General features: G+C 72.5%; 18 protein-coding genes. 5 read left to right on the top strand and 13 right to left on the bottom strand.

Features of this window, described 5'->3' with window-relative positions; translation table 11 throughout:
- Positions 1-16 precede the first annotated feature (16 nt).
- Positions 17-751 carry an RDD family protein gene (locus ACIPXC_RS21655; protein ID WP_401620577.1) on the bottom strand — a complete coding sequence of 245 codons (735 nt, stop codon included), beginning with the start codon at positions 749-751 and terminating at the stop codon, positions 17-19.
- Between the two features lie 235 nt (positions 752-986).
- The gene (locus ACIPXC_RS21650; RefSeq protein WP_401620575.1) at positions 987-2,468 is read right to left on the bottom strand and encodes an RDD family protein; all 1,482 of its coding nucleotides are present in this window, start codon (positions 2,466-2,468) and stop codon (positions 987-989) included.
- A gap of 256 nt (positions 2,469-2,724) precedes the next feature.
- Here ACIPXC_RS21650 and ACIPXC_RS21645 point away from each other — a divergent pair, with 256 nt between their 5' ends.
- Positions 2,725-3,204 (top strand): SsgA family sporulation/cell division regulator, encoded by a 480-nt coding sequence (locus ACIPXC_RS21645; protein WP_401620572.1) that lies wholly within the window; start codon positions 2,725-2,727, stop codon positions 3,202-3,204.
- A 188-nt stretch (positions 3,205-3,392) separates the two neighbouring features.
- Here ACIPXC_RS21645 and ACIPXC_RS21640 read toward each other — a convergent pair whose 3' ends face one another.
- Positions 3,393-4,784: an FAD-binding oxidoreductase gene (locus ACIPXC_RS21640; protein WP_401620569.1), complete on the bottom strand. Its 1,392-nt coding sequence runs from the start codon at positions 4,782-4,784 to the stop codon at positions 3,393-3,395.
- A 96-nt stretch (positions 4,785-4,880) separates the two neighbouring features.
- On the opposite strand from ACIPXC_RS21640, the gene ACIPXC_RS21635 reads away from it, so the two are divergent.
- A complete protein-coding gene (locus ACIPXC_RS21635) occupies positions 4,881-6,398 on the top strand; it encodes a tetratricopeptide repeat protein (RefSeq protein WP_401620566.1) in 1,518 nt (505 codons plus the stop codon).
- A gap of 321 nt (positions 6,399-6,719) precedes the next feature.
- Here ACIPXC_RS21635 and hppD read toward each other — a convergent pair whose 3' ends face one another.
- On the bottom strand, positions 6,720-7,874 hold the full coding sequence (gene hppD / locus ACIPXC_RS21630; RefSeq protein ID WP_401620563.1) for a 4-hydroxyphenylpyruvate dioxygenase: 1,155 nt from the start codon (positions 7,872-7,874) through the stop codon (positions 6,720-6,722).
- Between the two features lie 141 nt (positions 7,875-8,015).
- Here hppD and ACIPXC_RS21625 point away from each other — a divergent pair, with 141 nt between their 5' ends.
- The 3 genes from ACIPXC_RS21625 to ACIPXC_RS21615 all read left to right on the top strand — a co-directional run bounded on the left by ACIPXC_RS21625 (position 8,016) and on the right by ACIPXC_RS21615 (position 10,639).
- A complete protein-coding gene (locus ACIPXC_RS21625; protein WP_401620560.1) occupies positions 8,016-8,498 on the top strand; it encodes an Lrp/AsnC family transcriptional regulator in 483 nt (160 codons plus the stop codon).
- Between the two features lie 92 nt (positions 8,499-8,590).
- Complete coding sequence (locus ACIPXC_RS21620) at positions 8,591-9,235, top strand: ArsR/SmtB family transcription factor (RefSeq protein WP_401620557.1); 645 nt, start codon at positions 8,591-8,593, stop codon at positions 9,233-9,235.
- Between the two features lie 66 nt (positions 9,236-9,301).
- Positions 9,302-10,639 carry an MFS transporter gene (locus ACIPXC_RS21615; RefSeq protein WP_401620554.1) on the top strand — a complete coding sequence of 446 codons (1,338 nt, stop codon included), beginning with the start codon at positions 9,302-9,304 and terminating at the stop codon, positions 10,637-10,639.
- On the opposite strand, the gene ACIPXC_RS21610 is transcribed toward ACIPXC_RS21615, so the two are convergent.
- From ACIPXC_RS21610 to ACIPXC_RS21570, 9 genes are all read right to left on the bottom strand, one after another.
- Positions 10,569-11,366 (bottom strand): S16 family serine protease, encoded by a 798-nt coding sequence (locus ACIPXC_RS21610; protein ID WP_401620552.1) that lies wholly within the window; start codon positions 11,364-11,366, stop codon positions 10,569-10,571. The two genes, ACIPXC_RS21615 and ACIPXC_RS21610, sit on opposite strands and share 71 nt — an antisense overlap.
- Before the next feature lie 194 nt (positions 11,367-11,560).
- Positions 11,561-12,202, bottom strand: coding sequence for an IclR family transcriptional regulator (locus tag ACIPXC_RS21605; RefSeq protein WP_030662724.1), 642 nt, complete (start codon positions 12,200-12,202; stop codon positions 11,561-11,563).
- Between the two features lie 483 nt (positions 12,203-12,685).
- Positions 12,686-14,470, bottom strand: a complete 1,785-nt coding sequence (locus tag ACIPXC_RS21600) for a DEAD/DEAH box helicase (protein ID WP_030825325.1) — start codon at positions 14,468-14,470, stop codon at positions 12,686-12,688.
- A 131-nt stretch (positions 14,471-14,601) separates the two neighbouring features.
- Positions 14,602-14,970: a type II toxin-antitoxin system death-on-curing family toxin gene (locus ACIPXC_RS21595; protein WP_401620547.1), complete on the bottom strand. Its 369-nt coding sequence runs from the start codon at positions 14,968-14,970 to the stop codon at positions 14,602-14,604.
- On the bottom strand, positions 14,970-15,167 hold the full coding sequence (locus tag ACIPXC_RS21590) for an Arc family DNA-binding protein (RefSeq protein WP_037923309.1): 198 nt from the start codon (positions 15,165-15,167) through the stop codon (positions 14,970-14,972). Before ACIPXC_RS21590 ends, ACIPXC_RS21595 begins: the two co-directional genes overlap by 1 nt.
- Positions 15,168-15,209: 42 nt before the next feature.
- A complete protein-coding gene (locus ACIPXC_RS21585; RefSeq protein WP_401620544.1) occupies positions 15,210-16,667 on the bottom strand; it encodes an MFS transporter in 1,458 nt (485 codons plus the stop codon).
- An 85-nt stretch (positions 16,668-16,752) separates the two neighbouring features.
- The gene (locus tag ACIPXC_RS21580) at positions 16,753-17,310 is read right to left on the bottom strand and encodes a hypothetical protein (protein WP_401620541.1); all 558 of its coding nucleotides are present in this window, start codon (positions 17,308-17,310) and stop codon (positions 16,753-16,755) included.
- Positions 17,310-19,595 (bottom strand): hypothetical protein, encoded by a 2,286-nt coding sequence (locus ACIPXC_RS21575; protein ID WP_401620538.1) that lies wholly within the window; start codon positions 19,593-19,595, stop codon positions 17,310-17,312. The genes ACIPXC_RS21580 and ACIPXC_RS21575 overlap by 1 nt, the downstream gene beginning before the upstream one ends.
- A 15-nt stretch (positions 19,596-19,610) precedes the next feature.
- Positions 19,611-20,033, bottom strand: coding sequence for a hypothetical protein (locus tag ACIPXC_RS21570; RefSeq protein ID WP_401620535.1), 423 nt, complete (start codon positions 20,031-20,033; stop codon positions 19,611-19,613).
- Between the last annotated feature and the right edge of the window lie 26 nt (positions 20,034-20,059).

The following is a 20,059-nucleotide window of genomic DNA, read 5'->3' as shown; positions in this document are numbered from 1 at the left end:
GCTCGCCCGCCCAGGACTAGGTCGCCTGGACCACCACGGTCTTGGCGGCCTTGTCGTGCAGGCCCTGCTTGTAGGGCTTGTCGACCAGGATCGAAATGACCAGCGCGATCGGCCACAGGCAGAAGCAGCAGATCAGCGTAGGCAGCCAGAGCACGGCGGCCCGGGTCAGGGCCGCGCCGGACTCCGGCACGGTGCCGTCGTTGAGCATGGCGACGCGCAGCCCCATCGCCCTCTTGCCGACCGTGCGGCCGTCCTTCTTGGTGAACCACCAGTCGTAGCCCAGGTAGGCGACGATCGAGATCAGGGTCATGAGCAGACCACTGCCGCTGTACGACCTGGTGAAGACCTCGCTGACGTCCTCGCCGCGATCGGTCTCGACCGTGTAGCGGTTCGTGCCGAAGGCCAGCTGGATGAGGAACAGCGGAACGGCCACGATCACCACGTCGATGACGCGCGCGAGGAGCCGCTTGCCGAAGTCGGCGAGCGGGGGCATGCCGGCCAGCGGGTCGGGCATGCCGTAGCCGCCGCTGCCGCCGTACGGGTCGCCTCCGCCACCGTACGGGGGCGGAGGGGGCGGGTATCCCCCGCCGCCGGAGCCCGGACCTCCCGGGGGCGGCGGGGGCGGGCCGCCGCTTCCGGGGGGCGGCGGCCCGTACGGCGAACCGCCCGACGGGGGCGTCGGCTCCTGGGGCTTCTTGAGGAACGGGTCTTCCTCGGGCGGCTGGCCCGGCGGCGGCTGATCGGTGCTCATGGCCCGAGTCGAACCCGGCTCCGGCTCCCCCGCAACGGGACCGCGTCCGTTCGGGGCGGACATACCCCCGGGGAGCCGCTGGGCCCTGTCGGCGAAGCCCCGCCCGGCCCGCTGCGCCCGGGTACGTCCGGCACTCGGGCGCCCCTCCGCCTTGCGGTGCCTCCCCCGGCCCTGCGGGCCCGAGGAGGTCCCGTGCCACCGGACGCCGCGTCCCCCACCTCACAGGGCCGTACACCTAGCGGGCCACGTAGGTACCGGCGGCCTTGTCGTGCCAGGCCTGTCGGCGCGGGTGGTTCACGAGGCACCACAGGCTGCCGGGCAGGCCCAGGAAGGCGTACACGAGCCAGCGGCGCAGGGCCGCGCCGAAGGACGGCGGGCGCAGGGTCGCGGTGGCCAGCACCCGGACGCCCAGCAGCTTCTTGCCCAAGGTGCGCCCCCAGCGGGCGGTGGGCAGCACCTCGTAGAGGAGGCCGAAGAGGAGGACGGCCCCGAGGACCACGCCGAGGCTGCCGGCGATGGTCGAATCGAGCAGCCAGACGGTGGTGGTGCGGCCGCTCGCCCGGGCGGCGTCCACCTTTGCCCGCACATGGGCCTCGGCCCCCGGCAGGAGGGGCAGGGCGACGGCGACGGCGACGGCGACGAACACGAGGGAGTCCAGGGTCCGGGCGAGGAGCCGGCGCACCAGCCCGGCCGGGCGCACGGCCCGCTCGGCCATCCGCTCGAACACGGCTCTGGACGTGGCGGCGCGATCGGTACGGGCACCCGTACGGGCCTCCTCCGGTCCGCGCGGCTCCCATCCCCCGGTCGCCGGCACCGGCACCGGCTCCGGCACCGGCTCCGGCTCCGGCCGGGCGGTGTCCGCGGCGGGCAGCGGGACCTTCGGGCGGACCCCGGCGGGCCGGGGCTCCCCCACCTCGGGGCGGGCGGCGGCGGCAGCGGCGGCGCGCCCGGGGCCGGGGCCGGGCGCGGGGGTCGCCTCGGGCCAGGAGGAGGTGATCCCGGTGGGGCCGGTGCCGCCCGCTCCGGGGGCGTCGGGCCAGGCCGGGGCGGCGGGGGCCGCGGGGACCTGCGCGGCCGGAGAACGCGCCGACAGGATGCCCGGGGAGGACTGTGCGGGGAGCCGGGCGGGCGCGGCCGCGTCGGACGGCGTACGGGCCAGCGAGATCCCCGCGGGCCGGGCATGGGGCTGCCCGGGGGCCGGGGTCGGCTCCGGCTCCGGGTCGGGAGCGGGCGCGGGGCGGGGCGCGGGCTCCGGTTCCACCTCCGCTTCCGCCTCCGCCTCCTTCGGGCCGCCCCACGACACCCGGCGGTCGCGCGGCCCGCCGAAGCCGGCCTGGTGCACCGGGTCGGCCTGCCAGGCGGGAGCCGGCGCCTGCCCGGCGGCGGGCTCCGGCCCGGGGCCGGGTTCCGGCAGCGCCTCGGTCACGGAGGTCTCGTCCAGGAACACCGGTCCCGTCTCCTCGGCGCGCGGGACGGCGGGCGCGGCGACGGCGGGCGCGGCGGCGGGAGCCGGGGTGGGGAACGGGCGGACCGGAGCGGGGGCGGGCACAGGCACGGGCACCGGCGTGGGGACGGGTGCGGGCGCCGCCGGGGCAGGGCGGCTCGTGCCCGGGACCCAGGCCGCGCCGTTCCAGTACCTGATGTACCCCGGGATGGACGGATCCGGGTAGTAGCCCTCGCGGGCCGCGTGCTCGCCGTCACCAGGGGAGGCCGTCATGTCCCCAACTCCGATCGTGGCTTGAGGCTTGTGCAAGGGGAGGACCATAGCCAAGAACCGTGGCCCGACAGGTCCGGTAACGGGAGAATCCAAGCCATTGAGCGAACGTCACCCCCCTGACGGTTTTCAGCCATCCGACAGGATTCGGCCAATCTCGTGCTCGTCGTCGAAAGTCGCGTCATACCCGGGCACACGGAGGCTCTCCGCAGGTGTGGGGTGCCACCAGGCCCCACGCACCGACCGAAGTGAGGCCGTCATGCACCACCCCGTCATCGAGCGCGAGCTGGAACTGAAGCTGGTCCTTTCCCCAGAGCGCAGCATCCCCGTCCCGGCGCGCCTGCTCTACCTCACGGAAGACCCGTACGCCGTCCACATCACCTTCCACACCGGCTCCAGCACCCCGGTCCACTGGACCTTCGCGCGCGAGCTGCTCGTCGAGGGGGTGTTCCGCCCGTGCGGTCACGGCGACGTCCGGATCTGGCCCACGAAGGTCGACAACGAGGCGGTGCTCTGCATGGCGCTCAGCTCCCCCGACGGGGACGCCCTCCTGGAGGCGCCCTCCCTCGCCGTGTCGGCCTGGCTGGAGCGGACCCTGCGCGTCGTGCCGCCGGGCAGCGAGGCCGAGCGGCTCGGCCTGGAGGCGGCACTGGCCGAGCTGCTCACGCCGACCCCGGCCGACGACCCGTGGCTGCGCGACCCGTGGCCGTCGGACGAGTCGGCGGACGGTGACCTGTGATGACGCGCGGTCCCCGGACCCCGGGCGGGCGCCGCAGACCGGGCGGCCACCGCCGGCCCGGCGGGCACCTCCGCCTCATACGGCCGGAAGAGCCCTCCCGCGTCCCGGAGGGACTCGGCCGGGTCCCGGAGGGACTCGGCCCGGTGCCGGAGGTACTCGCCCGCGTCTCGGAGGAACTCGCCCGGGTCTCAGAAGAGCTTGCCCGGGTTGAGGATCCCCAGTGGATCGAAAGCCTGCTTGACGGCGCGCTGCATCTCCAGTCCGACCGGGCCGAGTTCACGCGCGAGCCATTCCTTCTTCAGGACCCCGACGCCGTGTTCGCCGGTGATGGTCCCGCCGAGGGAGAGGCCGAGCGCCATGATCTCGCCGAAGGACTCGCGGGCCCGCCGCGCCTCGTCCTCGTCGGCGGGGTCGAAGCAGACGATCGGATGGGTGTTGCCGTCGCCGGCGTGCGCGCAGACGCCGATGAGCAGGTTCTGGGCGCGGGCGATGGCGGCGGTCCCGTCGAGCATCTCGCCGAGCCGCGAGCGCGGCACGCACACGTCGTCGATCATCGTGGCGGGCCGGAGGGCCTCCAGCGCGGGGAAGGCCGTCCGGCGGGCCTGGAGCAGCAGTTCCGACTCCGCCTCGTCCTCGGCGGGCACGACGGCGGTGGCTCCGGCGGCGGTGCACAGCTCCGCCACGGCGGCGAGGTCCTCGGGGGCGTGCGGGGTGTCGAAGGCGGCGAGCAGCAGGGCCTCGGTGGCCTCGGGCAGGCCCATCCTGGCGAGGGCGTTGACGGCGTGGACGGTCGTACGGTCCATCAGCTCCAGCAGCGAGGGGCTCAGCCCCGCCTCCATGACGGCGCAGACCGCCTCGCAGGCGGCGGCGACGGAGGGGAACTCCGCGGCCAGGACCAGGTGCCGGGGCGGCGCCGGTCTGAGGGCGAGGACGGCCTGGACGACGATGCCGAGGCTGCCCTCGGAGCCGACGAAGAGCCGGGTGAGGTCGTATCCGGCGACGCCCTTGGCGGTGCGCCGGCCGGTGCGCAGCAGTCGCCCGTCCGCGAGGACGACGTCGAGGCCGAGGACGTACTCGGCGGTGACGCCGTACTTGACGCAGCACAGGCCGCCCGAGGCGGTGCCGATGTTGCCGCCGATGGTGCACTGTTCCCAGCTGGAGGGGTCGGGCGGGTAGTACAGGCCCCGTTCGGCGACGGCCCGTGAGAGGACGGCGTTGACGACGCCCGGTTCGACGACGGCGATCCGGTCGACGGTGCTGACCTCCAGGATCCGGTCCATCTTGACCAGGGACAGCACGATGCAGCCGTCGGAGGCGTTGGCGCCGCCCGACAGGCCCGTCCGGGCGCCCTGCGGGACCACGGGGATCCGTAGGGCGGTGGCAACGCGCATGACGTGCTGGACCTGTTCGACGGTCCGGGGCAGGACGACGACCGCCGGGGTGCCGGCGGCGCAGAAGCTGGCCATGTCGGTGGCGTAGGAGGCGGTCACCTGGGGGTCGGTGAGCAGGGCCTCGGCGGGGAGCCCTTCGAGGAGGCTCGCGCGCAGACGTGCGGACGGGTCGGAGAGGTCATCATCCATGGGGCCAGCGTGGCACCCGGGGCCATCGGTGTGAACACGCCCGCGCCCGTCTTCGGCCACCTCGGCGCGCTCTTCATATTGACGCACAGTGACCTCATGGACCGTATCGACGAGGATTCGCAGACGCCGGCGCCGCCCGTGACCTTCACCGGCCGCAAGACGCTCGTGGCCGCCGGGGTGGCGGTGGTCCTGATCGCCGGGGCCCTGTTGATCCGGCCGGCCCGGACCGGTGACGACGCGCGCCCGCCCGGGCCGAGCGAACGTGCCGCTTCGGCGGTGGGCATGGGTGCGCCCGCCTCGGCGGCGGATGTGGTCGCGCTGGTGGCGGACCGGGAGAAGTGGGTCGCGACACACGCCGACGACGATGCCTCGTGGGCGGTCCTCGGCTCCGCCTATCTCGAACAGGCGCGGCGGACCGCGGATCCGACCTGGTACCCGAAGGCGGAGAAGGCGCTGAAGCGGTCGCTGGAGGTGCGTCCGGCGGAGAAGGGCAACTTCGACGCCATGACGGGCATGGGCGCGCTGGCCAATGCCCGGCGGGACTTCGGGACGGCCAGGAAGTGGGGCGAGCTGGTTCGGGCGCAGTCGCCGAAGCGGTGGACGGCGTACCCGGTGCTGGTGGACGCGTACACGGGGCTCGGCGACTACAAGGGTGCGCAGAAGGCGATGGAGCTGCTGCTGGAGCTGCGGCCGGGGCTGGCGGCGCACGTCCGGGCCTCGCAGGTGTACCGGGACCGCGGCTGGCGCGAGGACGCGGTGGTGTCGATGGAGTCGGCGGCGGCCTCGGCGAAGTCCCCGGCGGAGAAGGCGTACGCGTTGTTCCGGCTCGGGGAGCTGTCCTGGGAGCGGGGCGACGCGGCGGAGGCGCTGCGGCAGTACGAGGGGGCGCTGCGGACGGATCCGGCGCAGGGGGAGGCCCTGGCGGGCCGGGCGCGGGCGCTGGGGGCGCTGGGGCGCGGCGGGGAGGCGGTGCGGGACTACCGGATGGCGCTGGGACGGACCCCGGTGCCGCAGCTGGCGCGGGAGCTGGGTGAGCTGCTGGAGTCGCTGGGGAGGGCGCAGGAGGCCCGCGAGCAGTACGCGTCGCTGGCGACGATGGCGGCCCGGGACGGTGCGAACGGGGTGGACGACGACGTGGTCCTGGGCCTGTACGAGGCGGACCACGGCGATCCGGCGGCGGCGGTGCGGCGGCTGTCGCAGGAGTGGGAGCGGCACAAGAGCATGCAGACCGCGGACGCGCTGGGGTGGGCGCTGCACCGGGCGGGCGACGACACGGCGGCGTTGGAGTACGCGAAGAAGGCGACGGAGCCGGGGCTGCGCAGTGCGGACTTCGCCTACCACCGGGCGATGATCGAGCAGGCGCTCGGTGACGAGGCGGCGGCGCGGCGGCACCTGCAGGAGGCGCTGCGGACGAATCCGCACTTCTCGCCGGTGCGGGGGCCTCTGGCGAAGGAGGCACTGGCGGCGCTCGGCCAGCCGCCGCCGGGCGGCCCGGAGCACCTGCGGCCGGTCACGCCGTGGGTCGAGCCGGAACTCCCGAAGCCGAACCCCAAGCCGTCCCCGTCACCGTCCCCGTCCCCGTCGCCGTCCCCGTCCCCGTCCCCCCGCCGCTGACGGCGCGGACCGGACCGTACGCCGCGGCACTCGTCGCCCCGCGGACGCAAGGCCGCCGGGCGGCCCGGCGGCCGGGCAGGCCCCCGTACAGCGCGGCACGGCGGGGCGGGGCACGGCGGGGCACGGCGGGGCCCGGGCGTACTGCTGTCGGCCCGGCGGTCAGCCGAAGGGCCGCGCGTGCGGCCCGGTGCGCGGGCGGGCGCCGCGCCGGCCCACTCCCCTCCGGAGGGCACCACGCGGCGGCGTGTCGTCACACGCACCGGGCCGACCGCAGCCCGAGGCCCCCGGCCGGGGCCGGGGGCCTGGAGGCACGCGTGCGGCTCAGAGGTTGCCGCGCTTCTCCTGCTCGCGCTCGATGGCCTCGAACAGCGCCTTGAAGTTGCCCTTGCCGAAGCCCATCGAGCCGTGGCGCTCGATGATCTCGAAGAAGACGGTCGGGCGGTCCTGGACCGGCTTGGTGAAGATCTGGAGCAGGTAGCCGTCCTCGTCGCGGTCGGCGAGGATCTTCAGCTCGCGCAGCTCGTCGATCGGCACGCGGGTGTCACCGACCCACTCGCCGAGCGTGTCGTAGTAGGTGTCCGGGACGGACAGGAACTGGACGCCCGCCGCGCGCATGGAGCGGACCGTGGCGACGATGTCGTTCGAGGCCAGGGCGATGTGCTGGACGCCGGGGCCGTTGTAGAACTCCAGGTACTCGTCGATCTGCGACTTCTTCTTCGCGATCGCCGGCTCGTTGATCGGGAACTTGACCTTCTTGGTGCCGTCCGCGACCACCTTGGACATCAGCGCCGAGTACTCGGTCGCGATGTCGTCGCCCACGAACTCCTTCATGTTCGTGAAGCCCATGACCTTGTTGTAGAAGGCGACCCACTCGTTCATCCGGCCGAGTTCCACGTTGCCGACGCAGTGGTCGATGGCCTGGAAGGTGCGCTTGGCAGGGCCCTCGACCATCGGCTCGACGGCCACGTAGCCCGGCAGGTAGGGGCCGGTGTAGTCGCCGCGCTCCACCAGCGTGTGGCGGGTCTGGCCGTACGTCGCGATCGCGGCCAGCACGACCGTGCCGTGCTCGTCCTTGACCTCGTACGGCTCGTCGAGGCCGCGGGCGCCCTGCTCGACGGCGTACGCGTACGCCGCGCGGACGTCGGGGACCTCGATGGCGAGGTCGATCACGCCGTCGCCGTGCTCGGTGACGTGCTCGGCGATGAAGCGGCCGTGGTCGGTCGTCGCCTTGATGACGGAGGTCAGCACGAAGCGGGCGGAGCCGTTGGTCAGGACGTAGCTGGCCGTCTCGCGGCTGCCGTTCTCCGGTCCGGAGTAGGCGACGAGCTTCATGCCGAAGGCGGTCGAGTAGTAGTGCGCGGCCTGCTTGGCGTTGCCGACGGCGAAGACGACCGCGTCCATGCCCTTCACCGGGAAGGGGTCGGCCTCACGCGCGGTCTGCGGGGTGGTTTCGAGGTTCGCCAGAGACTCAGTCATGAGCGCAGAGTCCCGCCGATCCACAAGCTGCGCAATAGTTTCCTGAATGACTGTACAAAGTGCACAGCTGCGTCGGAGGATGACTGAGACATCTGTGCACTATGACCACCCACGAGCACGCGTGGGCACCCGGAGGCGTCCATGGGCATCGACGAACTCGACGGCCGGCTCATCGTCCTGCTGGCCCGCGAGCCCCGGATCGGGGTCCTGGAGGCCTCGCGGCGGCTGGGCGTGGCCCGCGGGACGGTGCAGGCGCGCCTGGACCGGCTGCAGTCCAGCGGGGTCATCCGCGGGTTCGGCCCGCAGGTCGATCCGACCGCGCTCGGATATCCGGTGACGGCGTTCGCCACGCTGGAGATCAAGCAGGGGCAGGGGGCCGACGTACGGGCACACCTGGACGGGGTCCCGGAGGTGCTGGAGCTGCACACCACCACCGGGCACGGCGACATGCTGTGCCGGCTGGTGGCCCGCTCGAACGCCGATCTCCAGCGGGTGATCGACCGCGTCGTGGGCTTCGACGGGATCGTCCGGGCCTCGACGGCGATCGTGATGGAGAACCCGGTGCCCTTCCGGATCATCCCGCTGGTGGAGCAGGCCGCGGAAGACGACAACCGGGCCCCGTGACCCCGTGACCCCGTGACCCCAGCAGGGACTTGCAAAGAGTTCTATGCAAAGAAACCCTTGCACAGAATTCTTTGCATCCCTAGGGTCGGGGCATGCCCGAGAGCCGTCCTGAGAGCCGCCCCACGAGCCGCCCCGCGAAGACGCCCACGCCCGCCGAGGGGCGGGAGCCCGTGGAGCCCACCCTCCGCATGCTCGACGCCCGCGCCCTGCGTGGCCTCGCCCACCCCCTGCGGATGCAGCTACTGGCCGACCTGCGCCGCAAGGGCCCGGCCACCGCCTCCCAACTCGCCGAACGCTTCGGGGAGTCCAGCGGATCCACCAGCTACCACCTGCGCCAGCTCGCCGCCCACGGCTTCGTCGAGGACGCGGCCGGGCACGGCAAGGGCCGGGAGCGCTGGTGGCAGGCCGCGCACGAGGGCACCGGCTTCGACGGCTCACTGATCCACGACGCCGACCCGGCGACGAGCAGCGCGGCCGCGGTCTTCCTGCAGGCGGTCGCCTCGAACCACACCCAGGAGGTCTCCGCCTGGATCTCCGAGGCGCAGACCCGGCTGGGCCGCTGGGTACCCGGCGCCGACCTCAGCGACTTCACCCTGCGGCTGACGCCCGCGCAGAGCGAGGAAATGGTCGGCCGGCTGCACGACGTGATCAACACCTACCGGGACCTGCCCGAGGCCCAGGACACCCGGACCGTACGCATCCACACGCACGTCCTCCCGCGCTCCGCGCCCGAGTAGCAGCCGCGCGCGGCCTCCCGCCGCGCCGCGAGACCACCACTGCCACCGCACCCGAAGGAGTTCGCCGTGCCCTCCGTCGACCATGCCCGCAGCCAGGCCTCAAGCCGCACGAGCCGGCGTCCGCTGGTCGCCGTACTGGCCGCCAACACCGTTTCCATCGCCGGTAGTTCGCTCACCCTGATCGGCGTCCCGTGGTTCGTGCTGCAGACCACGGGCAGCGCCGGCCGGGCCGGGGTCGTCGCCTTCTGCGCCACCCTGCCCGTCGTCGTGGCCGCCCTGGTCGGCGGACCCGTCATCGACCGGCTCGGCCGCCGCCGGGTCTCCGCCTTCTCCGACCTGATCTGCGGCCTGTCCGTCGGCGCGATCCCCCTGCTTCACCACCTGGGCGTGCTGGAGTTCTGGATGCTGTGCGCGCTGATGGCCGTCGGCGGCCTCGTGCACACCCCCGGGCTGACCGCCCGGGGCGTGCTCCTGCCGAACCTCGCCGAGCACGCCGGCACCACCCTCGCGCGGGCCGCGAGCCTCTACGACGCGGTCTCGCGCGGGGCCCGGATGATCGGGGCCGCGGTGGCCGGCGTACTGATCGCGGCGTTCGGCGCCGAGACCGTCCTGCTGCTGGACGCGGCCACCTTCGGGATCTCGGCGCTGCTCGTCCTCGCGTTCCTGCGCGGGGTCCCCGCCGCCGAGCCGCAACGGGCCGCGGGCAAGGTCTCGTTCACCGCGTACCGGGCCGAACTCGCCGAGGGATGGGCCTTCCTGACCCGTTCCCGGCTGCTGCTGGGCATCACGGTGATGGTCATGATGACCAACGGCCTGGACCAGGGCTGGTCCTCGGTCCTGCTGCCCGTGCACGGCCGGGACGTCCTCGGCGGCGCCACCACGATCGGCCTGATGATCTCCCTCTTCGGCGGCTTCGCCCTGCTGGGCGCCCTGCTCTACGGGGTGTGGGGCGAGCGGTTCCCGCGCCGCACGGTGTTCGCGGCGGCCTTCCTGCTCTCCGGCGCGACCCGGTACGCGGTGGCCGCCCTCACCGACACGACGCTGCCGCTCGCGGTGACGATGGCGCTGGCCGGCCTGGGCGCGGGCATGCTGAACCCGATCCTGTCCACGGTCATGTACGAGCAGGTCCCCGAGGAACTGCGCAGCCGGGTCGCGGGGGTGACCACGGCGGGCTGCGAGCTGACCATGCCGATGGGCGGCCTGGCGGCGGGCCTGCTCGTCGACGGCCTCGGGGTGGGCACGGCGCTGCTGCTGTTCGGCGGCACGTACCTGCTCACCACGCTCGCGCCGATGGTCTTCCCGGCGTGGCGGGCGATGGACCGGACTCCGGACGTCAGCAGGACGGGGCGGGCTCTCCCCGGTTCAGCGCGCGAAGAGCGTTCACCGCGTCCGTCAGCGAAGTGACGGGGACGAGCTGCAGCCCCTCGGGCAGCTCCGACTGCGCGTCCGCGCACTCGTCCTTCGGTACGAGGAACACACTGGCCCCGTCCCGCCTCGCGGCCTGTGTCTTCAGGGCCACCCCGCCGACGGCGCCGACCTTGCCGTCGGCGGTGATGGTGCCCGTGCCGGCGATGCTGCGTCCGCCGGTGAGGTCGCCGCCGCTGCCGTCACCGTCGAGCTTGTCGATGATGCCCAGGGAGAAGAGGAGCCCGGCGCTCGGGCCGCCGACGTCGGCGAGGTTGAGGTCGACCTTCACGTCCTTGGGGTCCTTGTGGAGGAAGCCCAGGGCGGCGTCGGCGGCGGCCGACTGCGACCTGGCCATTTCCTCCAGATTGTGCTTCTCGATCTCCTCGTCGCTTCCGCCGGACGAGTAGACCGCCTCCCGCGGCATGACCGCCTGATCGGTCTTGAACCAGTGGCCGACGAGTTCCTGCAGCGTCATCGTCGAGGACGGCCCGGTGGCCCGGATGGTGGTCATCCGCAGCTGCCCCTTGGTGTCCCGGACCGGGGCCCCGGAGATGGTGATGACGGGCTTGCCCTGGTCGGACCCCAGCACGTCGGCCGTGAGCCCGGGTACGGCGACCACGAAGGGCAGCGGCGCGAAGGCCGCGGCGGCGAACAGCCCGAGCACGGGCACGGCGCAGACGGCCAGGGCGGCGGGACGCGGCAGACGAGTCAGACGAGAAAGCACCCGCCCAATCTATCCGCCCCACCGCACCGGCCCCACGCACCATCCGGCCCCGCCGCCCGTCCGGCCCCGCCGGCGTTCGAGGCGCTCTTTCAGCCTCGCCGGCGTTTGAGGCGTGGGGGCCCGGGGGCAGCGCCCCCGGGCGGCGCCGCACCCGGCATGCGAACAGAAGGCCACGGATCCGCCGAGCCCGCGGCCTAGCGAAGGGCGTCGGCGACCTCACGCGCCGCATCGACCACCCGCGGCCCGACCCGCTCCGGCACGGCGTCGGCGAGCATGACCACGCCGACGCTCCCCTCCAGCCCGCTGATGCCCACCAGCGGCGCCGCGGCCCCACTGGCACCCGCTTCGAGCTCGCCGTGGGTCAGCGTGTACCCCGGCTCGATGAGGGAGCCCTGACGGGCGGCCAGGATGGCCCGCCCGGCGGCACCCCGGTCCAGCGGGTGGCGGAAGCCGGCCCGGTAGGCCACGTGGTAGTCCGTCCAGGTCGGCTCCACGACGGCGACGGCGAGCGCCTCGGTGCCGTCGACGAGGGTCAGGTGCGCGGTGGCGCCTATGTCCTCGGCCAGGGACCGCAGCGCGGGCAGGGCCGCCTCGCGCACGAGCGGGTGGACCTGCCGGCCCAGCCGCAGCACCCCGAGCCCGACCCGCGCCCGGCCGCCGAGGTCACGGCGGACCAGGGCGTGCTGTTCGAGCGTGGCGAGGAGCCGGTAGACGACCGTGCGGTTGACGCCGAGGCGGTTGGAGAGCTCGGTGACGGTCAGACCGTGGTCGGTGTCGGCGAGCAGTTTGAGGACTCTGAGCCCTCTGTCGAGAGTCTGGGAGGTTTCCGCGGTCACGACGCCTCTCCCTCTTTCGGTGAGCGGCGGTGACTCTCGGGGTGGCGCGCGCCGGTCCCGCGGCGGCGCACAGGAGAGGCCGCCGGTAGCGGCCATTGCACCGGCTGCGCTCCCGCGGCGGCGCTGCCACGGTGCGTTCGATGCGGGGAATGTAGCGAGCAGGTCCGCTCAGCGGAAGGGCTCGTCCAGAATCCGGGCGCGTGCTACCCGTTTATGCCGTTTCCTGATCGGCTCAAGTGTCGTTTTGTGACAACGATTCGCACGGACGCGGTACCGACGGAACGAGGACGGGGTCCGTGCGAACCTCCGCACGGACCCCGTCCCACGTTCTGGGCGAACTCACCGAACTCACCGAACCCACCGCACTCGCGGCACTCGCCGCACACACAGCACTCCCGACACTCCGGGCACTCCCGATACTCCGGGCACTCCCGGCACCCCGGGTACTCCGGGTACTCCGGGCACCCCCGGCACCCCGGGCACTCACCGCATACGGGTGGCCCACTCCTGGACCTTCTTGATGCGCTCGCGGATCTGCCCCGCCGTCGCCTCCGCGCTCGGCGGCCCGCCGCAGACGCGGCGGAGCTCCGTGTGGATCACCCCGTGCGGCTTCCCGCTCTGGTGGACGTACGCGCCCACCATCGTGTTGAGCGACTTGCGCAGCTCCAGCAGTTCCTTGTGCGAAACCACGGGCCGCCGTTCGGCCGGGAGCTCCAGCAGGTCCGCCTCGGTGTCCGGCTTGCGCCGGCTGTGCGCGATCTGCCGGGACTGCCGCTTCTGCAGCAGCATCTGCACCTGGTCGGGCTCCAGCAGGCCGGGAATGCCCAGGTAGTCCTGCTCCTCCTCGCTGCCCGGGTGCGCCTGCATACCGAACTCGGCACCGTCGTAGAGCACCCGGTCGAAGACGGCGTCGGACTCCAGCGCCTCGAAGGACATCTGCTCGTCCTCGCCGGTGTCCTCGTCCTCCTGCCGGTTCGCCTCGTCCATCTCCTTCTCGGACTCGGCGTACGGGTCCTCCTCGCCCTGCTTCTTCGGCTTGTCGAGCACGTGGTCGCGCTCGACCTCCATCTCGTTGGCGAAGCCGAGGAGGTAGGGGATGGTCGGAAGGAACACGGAGGCCGTCTCGCCGCGCCTGCGCGAGCGCACGAAACGTCCGACGGCCTGGGCGAAGAACAGCGGGGTGGAGATCGTGGTCGCGTACACGCCGACCGCGAGGCGCGGTACGTCGACGCCCTCGGACACCATGCGGACCGCGACCATCCAGCGGTCGTCGTTCGCGCTGAAGGTGTCGATGTTCTTCGACGCCCCGGTGTCGTCGGAGAGCACCAGGGTCGGCTTCGTTCCCGTGATCTCCCGGATGAGCTTGGCGTACGCGCGCGCCGAGTCCTGGTCGGAGGCGATGACGAGGCCGCCCGCGTCGGGGATGCCCTTGCGGACCTCGGTGAGGCGCTGGTCGGCGGCGCGCAGCACGTTGGGCATCCAGTCGCCGCGCGGGTCCAGGGCGGTACGCCAGGCCTGCGAGATGGCGTCCTTGGTCATCGGCTCGCCGAGCCGCGCCGCGATCTCGTCGCCGGCCTTGGTCCGCCAGCGCATGTTGCCGCTGTAGGAGAGGAAGATGACCGGCCGGACGACGCCGTCGCCGAGGGCGTTGCCGTAGCCGTAGGTGTAGTCGGCGGAGGACCGCCGGATCCCGTCGTTGCCCTCTTCGTAGGTGACGAACGGGATGGGGTTGGTGTCGGACCGGAAGGGCGTACCGGTCAGCGCGAGCCGCCGGGTCGCCGGGTCGAACGCCTCCAGACAGGCCTCGCCCCAGGACTTCGAGTCACCGGCGTGGTGGATCTCGTCGAGGATCACCAGGGTCTTGCGCTGCTCGCAGCGGTTGCGGTGCAGCATGGGGCGTACGCCGACACCGGCGTAGGTGACGGCGACGCCGTGGTAGTCCTTGCTGAGCGGTCCGGCCGAGTACTCGGGGTCCAGCCGGATGCCTATCCGGGCCGCGGCCTCCGCCCACTGCTTCTTCAGGTGTTCGGTGGGCGCGACGACGGTCACCTGCTGCACCACGTGGTGGTGCAGCAGCCAGGAGGCGAGGGTGAGGGCGAAGGTGGTCTTGCCTGCGCCGGGGGTCGCGACGGCGAGGAAGTCCCGGGGCTGGTTCTGGATATAGCGGTCCAGCGCTCCCTGCTGCCAGGCACGCAGCTTGCTGGCGGTGCCCCACGGGGCACGGCCGGGGAAGGCGGGTGAGAGGTGGTGGGAGGCGGTAGTAGTCACGGTCTCCGGTTCGTGCTCTCGGCGGCGGTCGTACGTAGGACAACCGGGCCACCTTACCGGGGCGGGCCCGCCCCTCGCGGAGGGACAGGCCCGTGACCTCGGGCGGTGCGGCGAGCGTCACATCGCCTGCCTCAGCGCGCGAACCTCGGCAGCTGCGCAGCGATCTTGGGTACGTCGAGAGCCCCCTGGCACACGTCCAGCACGAACTGCTCGGCTTCGTCCACGTCGAACTCGGGGTCGAGCGGATGCCCGTTCATGTGGAGGAAGACCCAGGTCGCGTACCAGGCAATGCGCTTGTTCCCGTCTACCAGCCCGTGGTTGCGAGCCAGCGATTCCATCAGAGCCGCTGCCTTCTGCCAGACGTCCGGGTAGGCGTCCTGGCCGAACACGCTCGCTTGCGGGCGCGCCAGTGCCGAGTCGAGGAGACCGTAGTCGCGCACTTCGTCCGCTCCCAGACGCTCCGCGAGGTTGAGTAGCTCGGGAAGCGTGAGGTAGTGCATCAGGCAAGCCTCCGGTTCAGCTCTGCGCTCGCCTTCAGCACATGCTCCGCCGCCTCGTTGAACAGTCGGGAGTGCTCGTTTATGGCCTTGATGACCGCGTCGTGCGCGAAGGACTGCATGCTCCGGCCCTCCGCCTCGGCGCGCTCGCGCAGGGCGTCCAGCTCTTCTTCGGTGAATCTGACGTTGAGACCAGCCATGGAATGACGGTACCGCGCGGTACCACGCGGTGTCACGCGGTGTCACGCGGATTCGGGAGCCGGCTCCAGCCGGGTCGCGACCCACGCCCCCACCAGCGCCACGCACGCCATCGGCAGGAACACCACGGCGAAGGCGACGGGGTGCGAGGCGCCGCCCGCCCCGCCTGCGGTCACCGCGTGCGCGGCGCCGACCGCGCCGCCGCCGAGTGCGGCGAAGGCGGCGCCTCCGGCGGCCAGCAGGACGACGTTCGCGAGCGCGTCGGAGATCTGCAGGGCGGCGGAGTTGGCGCCGACCTCCTGCGGTGCGGACAGCTTCAGCAGCAGCACGCTGGTGGAGCCGATCACCAGGCCCATGCCGAGACATCCCACGGCCCAGGCCGGCGCCAGCGTCCAGACGGGGACGGACTCGATGAGCACGGCGGGCGCGGCCGCGACGGCCAGCGCCACCAGCACCATGCCGATCACCATCAGCCGTTCCCGGTAGGGGGCCGTCCGCCCCTGCGACTGCACCCACGAGCCGCCGGCCCAGGTCAGCCCGCCCAGCGCGAGCGAGAAGCCGGCCATGGTCGGGCTCAGCCCCCGCTGGGTGACCAGCATCAGCGGTACGAAGCTCTCGGCCGCGATGAACGACCCCGCGGCGACCCCGCGCAGCAGCACCACCGACGGCAGCCCGCGCCGGGCCAGGTACGTCCCGCGGGGCAGCAGCCCGAGCACGGCGGGCACCAGCAGGGCCGCGCCGACGATGCCCGGCAGGAGCGAAATCCAGCGCAGGTCCTGGGCGGCGTACTGGAGGAGGCCCGCACCGACGGAGATCATGAGCGCCAGCCGGATCCGCCGCCGGTCGACGGCCCGGGGCTCGGCGCCCACGGGGCCGGAGGCGGTGCGGCGTATCGCGGGCAGCGCGACGACGAGCGGTACGACGACGAGCACGGGGATGCCGAGGAACACCCACCGCCAGCCGAGGTGCTCGGTGACCGTGCCCGAGGCCAGTGGCCCGACGATGGAGGGGACGACCCAGCTCGCGGCGAAGGCGGCCATGATCGCGGGCCGCAGCCGCTCCTCGTAGGCCCGGCTGACGACGGCGTACAGCGCGACGATGACCAGCCCCCCGCCGAGACCCTGCACGGCGCGGCCGAGGACGAACACCCACATGGCGCCGGCGGTCCCGGAGACCACGAGCCCCGCGGCGAACGCGGCGATCCCGACGGTCAGCGGCTTGAGCGGCCCCTGCCGGTCGGCCCACTGCCCGGACAGGACCATGCCGAAGAGGCTGGTCGTGAAGTAGGCGGAGAAGGCGAAGGCGTAGAGCCCGATCCCGTCGAGCTCGCGGGCGGCGACGGGCATGGCCGTGCCGACGGCGGTCGCCTCGAAGGCGATGAGAAAGACGACGGAGATGATGCCGATGCTGAGCGTCCGGTACGCGGACCCCATGACCCCGCCCCCGGGCGGGGGCGGGAGGGGTGCGGTTCTCTGGGGCACGCGGGGTTCGAGGGCGCTCATCGCCCCAGCGTAAGGTGCACAGCCCGGTTTCGACCCTGTCCATTCGACGTATCCCGACGTCGGCCCGTGGTCCTAGGACCACCGGCTAGACCCCACACCGGGTCTGCTGTTTGGCGGACTCGACGTACTTGGTCATGAGCGAGGTGAACAGGGCACGGGACGTACCCGGCTTCATGTGCTCGACCGAGCCGCTCAGCGACAATTCCAGCTCGAAGGAGTCCTCGGCCCCCTTGCAGGTGAGGGCGACGCGGGCACCCGTGTCCCACAGGATCCCCTTGTCGCCGAGAGCGAGCGACTCGGGCGCGGGTTCGCTCTGGTCGGTCGGGGGCCAGAAGAAGCTCTGCCCCACAGGCTGGCGAGTCGCCGCGACCAGGACACGGCCCCGGCCGTCCACATCGACGTTGCAGGTGGCCGCGCGGCGCTGCGCGGTCAGCCGGGCGTCGGCCGGACCGGACACCGTCACCGTCTGCCCATCGCCCATCAGAGGTTCCAGGTCGGAGCGGGTGAAGACGCCGAAACAGGTGCGCTCCGGCAGGTGCGGCGCCGCCGCCTTCCGCTCCTCGGCGCACCCCGTCAGTACGGCCGCCACGGCCAGCGCGACGGCGAGCAGGGGTGCGGTACGGGCACGGGGGGCGCGGCCCATCAGGAACCGCCGTTCGACGTGACGACCTGACCGCGGCCGACCGCGTGCGCGTTCGCCGTCTGAGCCGCGGCCGTGCCAGCCAGGGCGTCGATGCTCCGCTGGTTCATGCCCGTACCCTCCGCGGCCTTGCGGACCGATTGCGCGGCGGATTCGCCGGCCTCCACCTGGGCCTGCGTGTAGCTGAGTACGGCCTCGTGGTCGGCATCGCCCGCCTTGCTCGCCTGGTCCTTCTTGGCCCGTTCGACCACGCTCTCCGTGATGTCCTCCTGAAGCCACTCCACGACGTCTCCGGCGAGCGGCACCATCTCCACGTACTTGCCGCCCGCCGCGCTGATGACGCGGTTGACCCACTTGGCGTTGTCCTCGACGCCCTTGACGTACTCCTCCGCCTTGTGGCCGTTCTCGGCAAACGTGCCCTCGGCCCTGGCCTCGGAGAGGATGCCCGCGAGCTGGCCACCCGGGTGGACGGCGACCGTGATCGCCGCGTCGATCTCCTCGTACTCGGCACGGTGCGCGATGACGTCGTTGATGAGCGTCGTGGTGAACGCCCGCTGGGCGTTGGTGATGGCTCCGTACGCGTCCGGGTCCTGCGCCACCGCGCCGACGAACGCCGCCATGTCGGCCTTGTTGAACTCGGCCATCACACCGTTGGCCTTGATCAGCCGACTGGTGTTGTCCGCCGCGGCCTGGATGTCCGGCATGTACTCCGCAGTCATCTGCCCGAAGTGACCGGACAGGCCGTTCAGCGGGCCCTCAGGGTCCCCCGGCTTCGCATCGACCAGTTCCGGCTTGTCGCCCACCTTCTCGACGATCCGCTCCATCACGGCCGTCATCGCCTCGGTGTGCGGCACGGGCTTCGCGTCCTCGTCGCCCGACACGCGGCCCGACACCGCCGCCATCAGGGCGTCCCCGAGGGCCTGCTGGGCCGGGCGCAGGTCTCCGGTGCGAGTGGTGTCGAAGCCGTCCATGTACGGCGGCTTGTCGAGCATGTAGTCGACCATGCCCCGGTCCTTGCCGTGCTGGCCGCCGACCGGCTTGTCGTCCTTCGTGACGATGCCGTCCTTGTTGCTGTCCTCGCGGACCGGCTCGTTGAAGAAGGCCGTCGCCGCGTCCGGGTTGTTGCCCAGCGCCTCCATGAGCCCGGTCAGGGGGTAGAAGCCGCGGCCGCCCTCCGGCCCCTGGTTGAGGACCGATTCCATGCCGTACGGGGTGTGGAACTCCCAGGCCTGCGGGTCCTTGCGGTCCATCGCGACCATGTCGCGGCCGACCGAGGTCAGGAACTCCGTGTCGTACTTCCCCTCGCGCAGCAGCGCACCGAGGGCCTGGTAGCCGTAGATCTGCCGGACGCCGCCGAAGACGTCCATCTCCTTGCGCCCGGCCTTCATCAGCTGGGTCGTCCAGGCCGCGTCGAGGTGGCCCGGCACATCCTTGTGCGTGGCGAGGCCGAGCATCGCGCCCAGGTCGCCCTGGATGTTCGAGACCATGAGCGCCCGGTCCTTGCCGGCGGCGCCCAGGCTGGTCGCGTCCAGGGACATCGCGGCGTACATCTGCAGGGTGCCTTCGGCACCGATGGTCCGGAACAGGCCCGTCGAGAACTCGGGGTCGTCACGGTTGTCGTCGAGCACTTCCTCCAGCTCGCGCAGCGCCTCGACGTTGCGGGCCGTGCCGCCCGCGCCGGTAACCTTCTTCAACAGGCTGGCTGCGCGGAAGACCTGTTCGGCGTCGAGGGTGGTGAACTTCGGTCCGCTGAAGTCGTGTTCGTCCGACGCGTTCGCCTGGAGAACGCGGACCAGGGAGTCGTCGGCGTCCTGGGCGTTCTCGACGGCCCGGTTGACCTGGGACTGCCAGGCGTTGCGGTTCGCGTTGAGGGTCTGCTGGTAGTCGGGGTCGTGGCGGGCCGCGTTCCGCTCGGCCTCGGTGGGCAGCGCGATGGCGCTGACCCGCCCGGTGGCGTCGATCCGGAAGCCGGCCGACGGGGCCTCCGCGGCGAGCCTCTTCAGTTCGTCCTGGGCGGCCTTGAAGGTGGCGTGTGCGTCGGCGAGGACCTGGTGCATCCCCTTGGCCGCCTTGGCGGCGTCCTCGAACTCCTTGGCCGTCTTGTCGACGAACCCGCGTGCCACCCCGGCGGTGATCCCGCTCCACTCGGCCTTGTCGGACTTCGCCTTCATGCCGTTGCGGGCGGCCTCGGCCATCTCGTCCAGCTTGCCGGCCATCACGGTCCAGTCGGTGACCGCTGACTGGAGCTTGTCCAGGGGCGCGTTCATCACGTTCTCGTACGTCAGCATGCGCGCTGCCCCCGCCTACTTCAGGTACTCGTCGATCGCGGACGCCGTGAAGTCGGCGTGAAGTTGCTGTTCGTCCTTGGCGTGGGAGGAGAGCGAGTAGTTCAGGCCGTTGGAGATGTTGGCGCAGGCGGCCACGAGGGTCTTCACCTGGGTCTCCCAGAGGGTGTTGGCCTTGGCGAGGGCGGCCCCGCTCGCGAACGCCTCCCGGGTCAGGGCCGCAGCGGCCTCGCCGGACGCGGTGGCGGCGTGCTTGCCGTCGGTCTGCAGGCGGGTGTGCAGCTTGTACGCCTCGGAGCCGATCGCTCCGATCTGGTCCTGGTTGAGCGCGAGGTCGGGGGCGCCGCCTCCGGGGGTGGGGGCGGGAGCCTGGTTGAGCCGCATGGCGGCGTTGGAGGCGGCCGCGGCGCGAGCCGCCGACCACTCTTCGTCGAACGACATCGCGGGAACCTCCGTGTCGGAGCCGG

The sequence above is a fragment of the Streptomyces sp. NPDC090021 genome, assembly GCF_044748225.1.
In the GTDB taxonomy this organism is placed as follows: domain Bacteria; phylum Actinomycetota; class Actinomycetes; order Streptomycetales; family Streptomycetaceae; genus Streptomyces.
The sequence above is the reverse complement of the archived record's forward strand: the minus strand, read 5'-3'. Positions and strand labels throughout refer to the sequence as shown.

Excerpts from the sequence above, each read along its gene's own strand:
- ACIPXC_RS21595 (WP_401620547.1), bottom strand. The coding sequence starts at position 14,970 with ATGCACTACCTCACGCTTCCCGAGCTACTCAACCTCGCGGAGCGTCTG.
- ACIPXC_RS21570 (WP_401620535.1), bottom strand. The coding sequence starts at position 20,033 with ATGTCGTTCGACGAAGAGTGGTCGGCGGCTCGCGCCGCGGCCGCCTCC.
- ACIPXC_RS21585 (WP_401620544.1), bottom strand. The coding sequence starts at position 16,667 with ATGAGCGCCCTCGAACCCCGCGTGCCCCAGAGAACCGCACCCCTCCCG.
- ACIPXC_RS21645 (WP_401620572.1), top strand. The coding sequence starts at position 2,725 with ATGCACCACCCCGTCATCGAGCGCGAGCTGGAACTGAAGCTGGTCCTT.
- ACIPXC_RS21590 (WP_037923309.1), bottom strand. The coding sequence starts at position 15,167 with ATGGCTGGTCTCAACGTCAGATTCACCGAAGAAGAGCTGGACGCCCTG.
- ACIPXC_RS21620 (WP_401620557.1), top strand. The coding sequence starts at position 8,591 with ATGCCCGAGAGCCGTCCTGAGAGCCGCCCCACGAGCCGCCCCGCGAAG.
- ACIPXC_RS21575 (WP_401620538.1), bottom strand. The coding sequence starts at position 19,595 with ATGCTGACGTACGAGAACGTGATGAACGCGCCCCTGGACAAGCTCCAG.
- ACIPXC_RS21655 (WP_401620577.1), bottom strand. The coding sequence starts at position 751 with ATGAGCACCGATCAGCCGCCGCCGGGCCAGCCGCCCGAGGAAGACCCG.
- hppD (WP_401620563.1), bottom strand. The coding sequence starts at position 7,874 with ATGACTGAGTCTCTGGCGAACCTCGAAACCACCCCGCAGACCGCGCGT.
- ACIPXC_RS21580 (WP_401620541.1), bottom strand. The coding sequence starts at position 17,310 with ATGGGCCGCGCCCCCCGTGCCCGTACCGCACCCCTGCTCGCCGTCGCG.
- ACIPXC_RS21625 (WP_401620560.1), top strand. The coding sequence starts at position 8,016 with ATGGGCATCGACGAACTCGACGGCCGGCTCATCGTCCTGCTGGCCCGC.
- ACIPXC_RS21640 (WP_401620569.1), bottom strand. The coding sequence starts at position 4,784 with ATGGATGATGACCTCTCCGACCCGTCCGCACGTCTGCGCGCGAGCCTC.
- ACIPXC_RS21650 (WP_401620575.1), bottom strand. The coding sequence starts at position 2,468 with ATGACGGCCTCCCCTGGTGACGGCGAGCACGCGGCCCGCGAGGGCTAC.
- ACIPXC_RS21635 (WP_401620566.1), top strand. The coding sequence starts at position 4,881 with ATGGACCGTATCGACGAGGATTCGCAGACGCCGGCGCCGCCCGTGACC.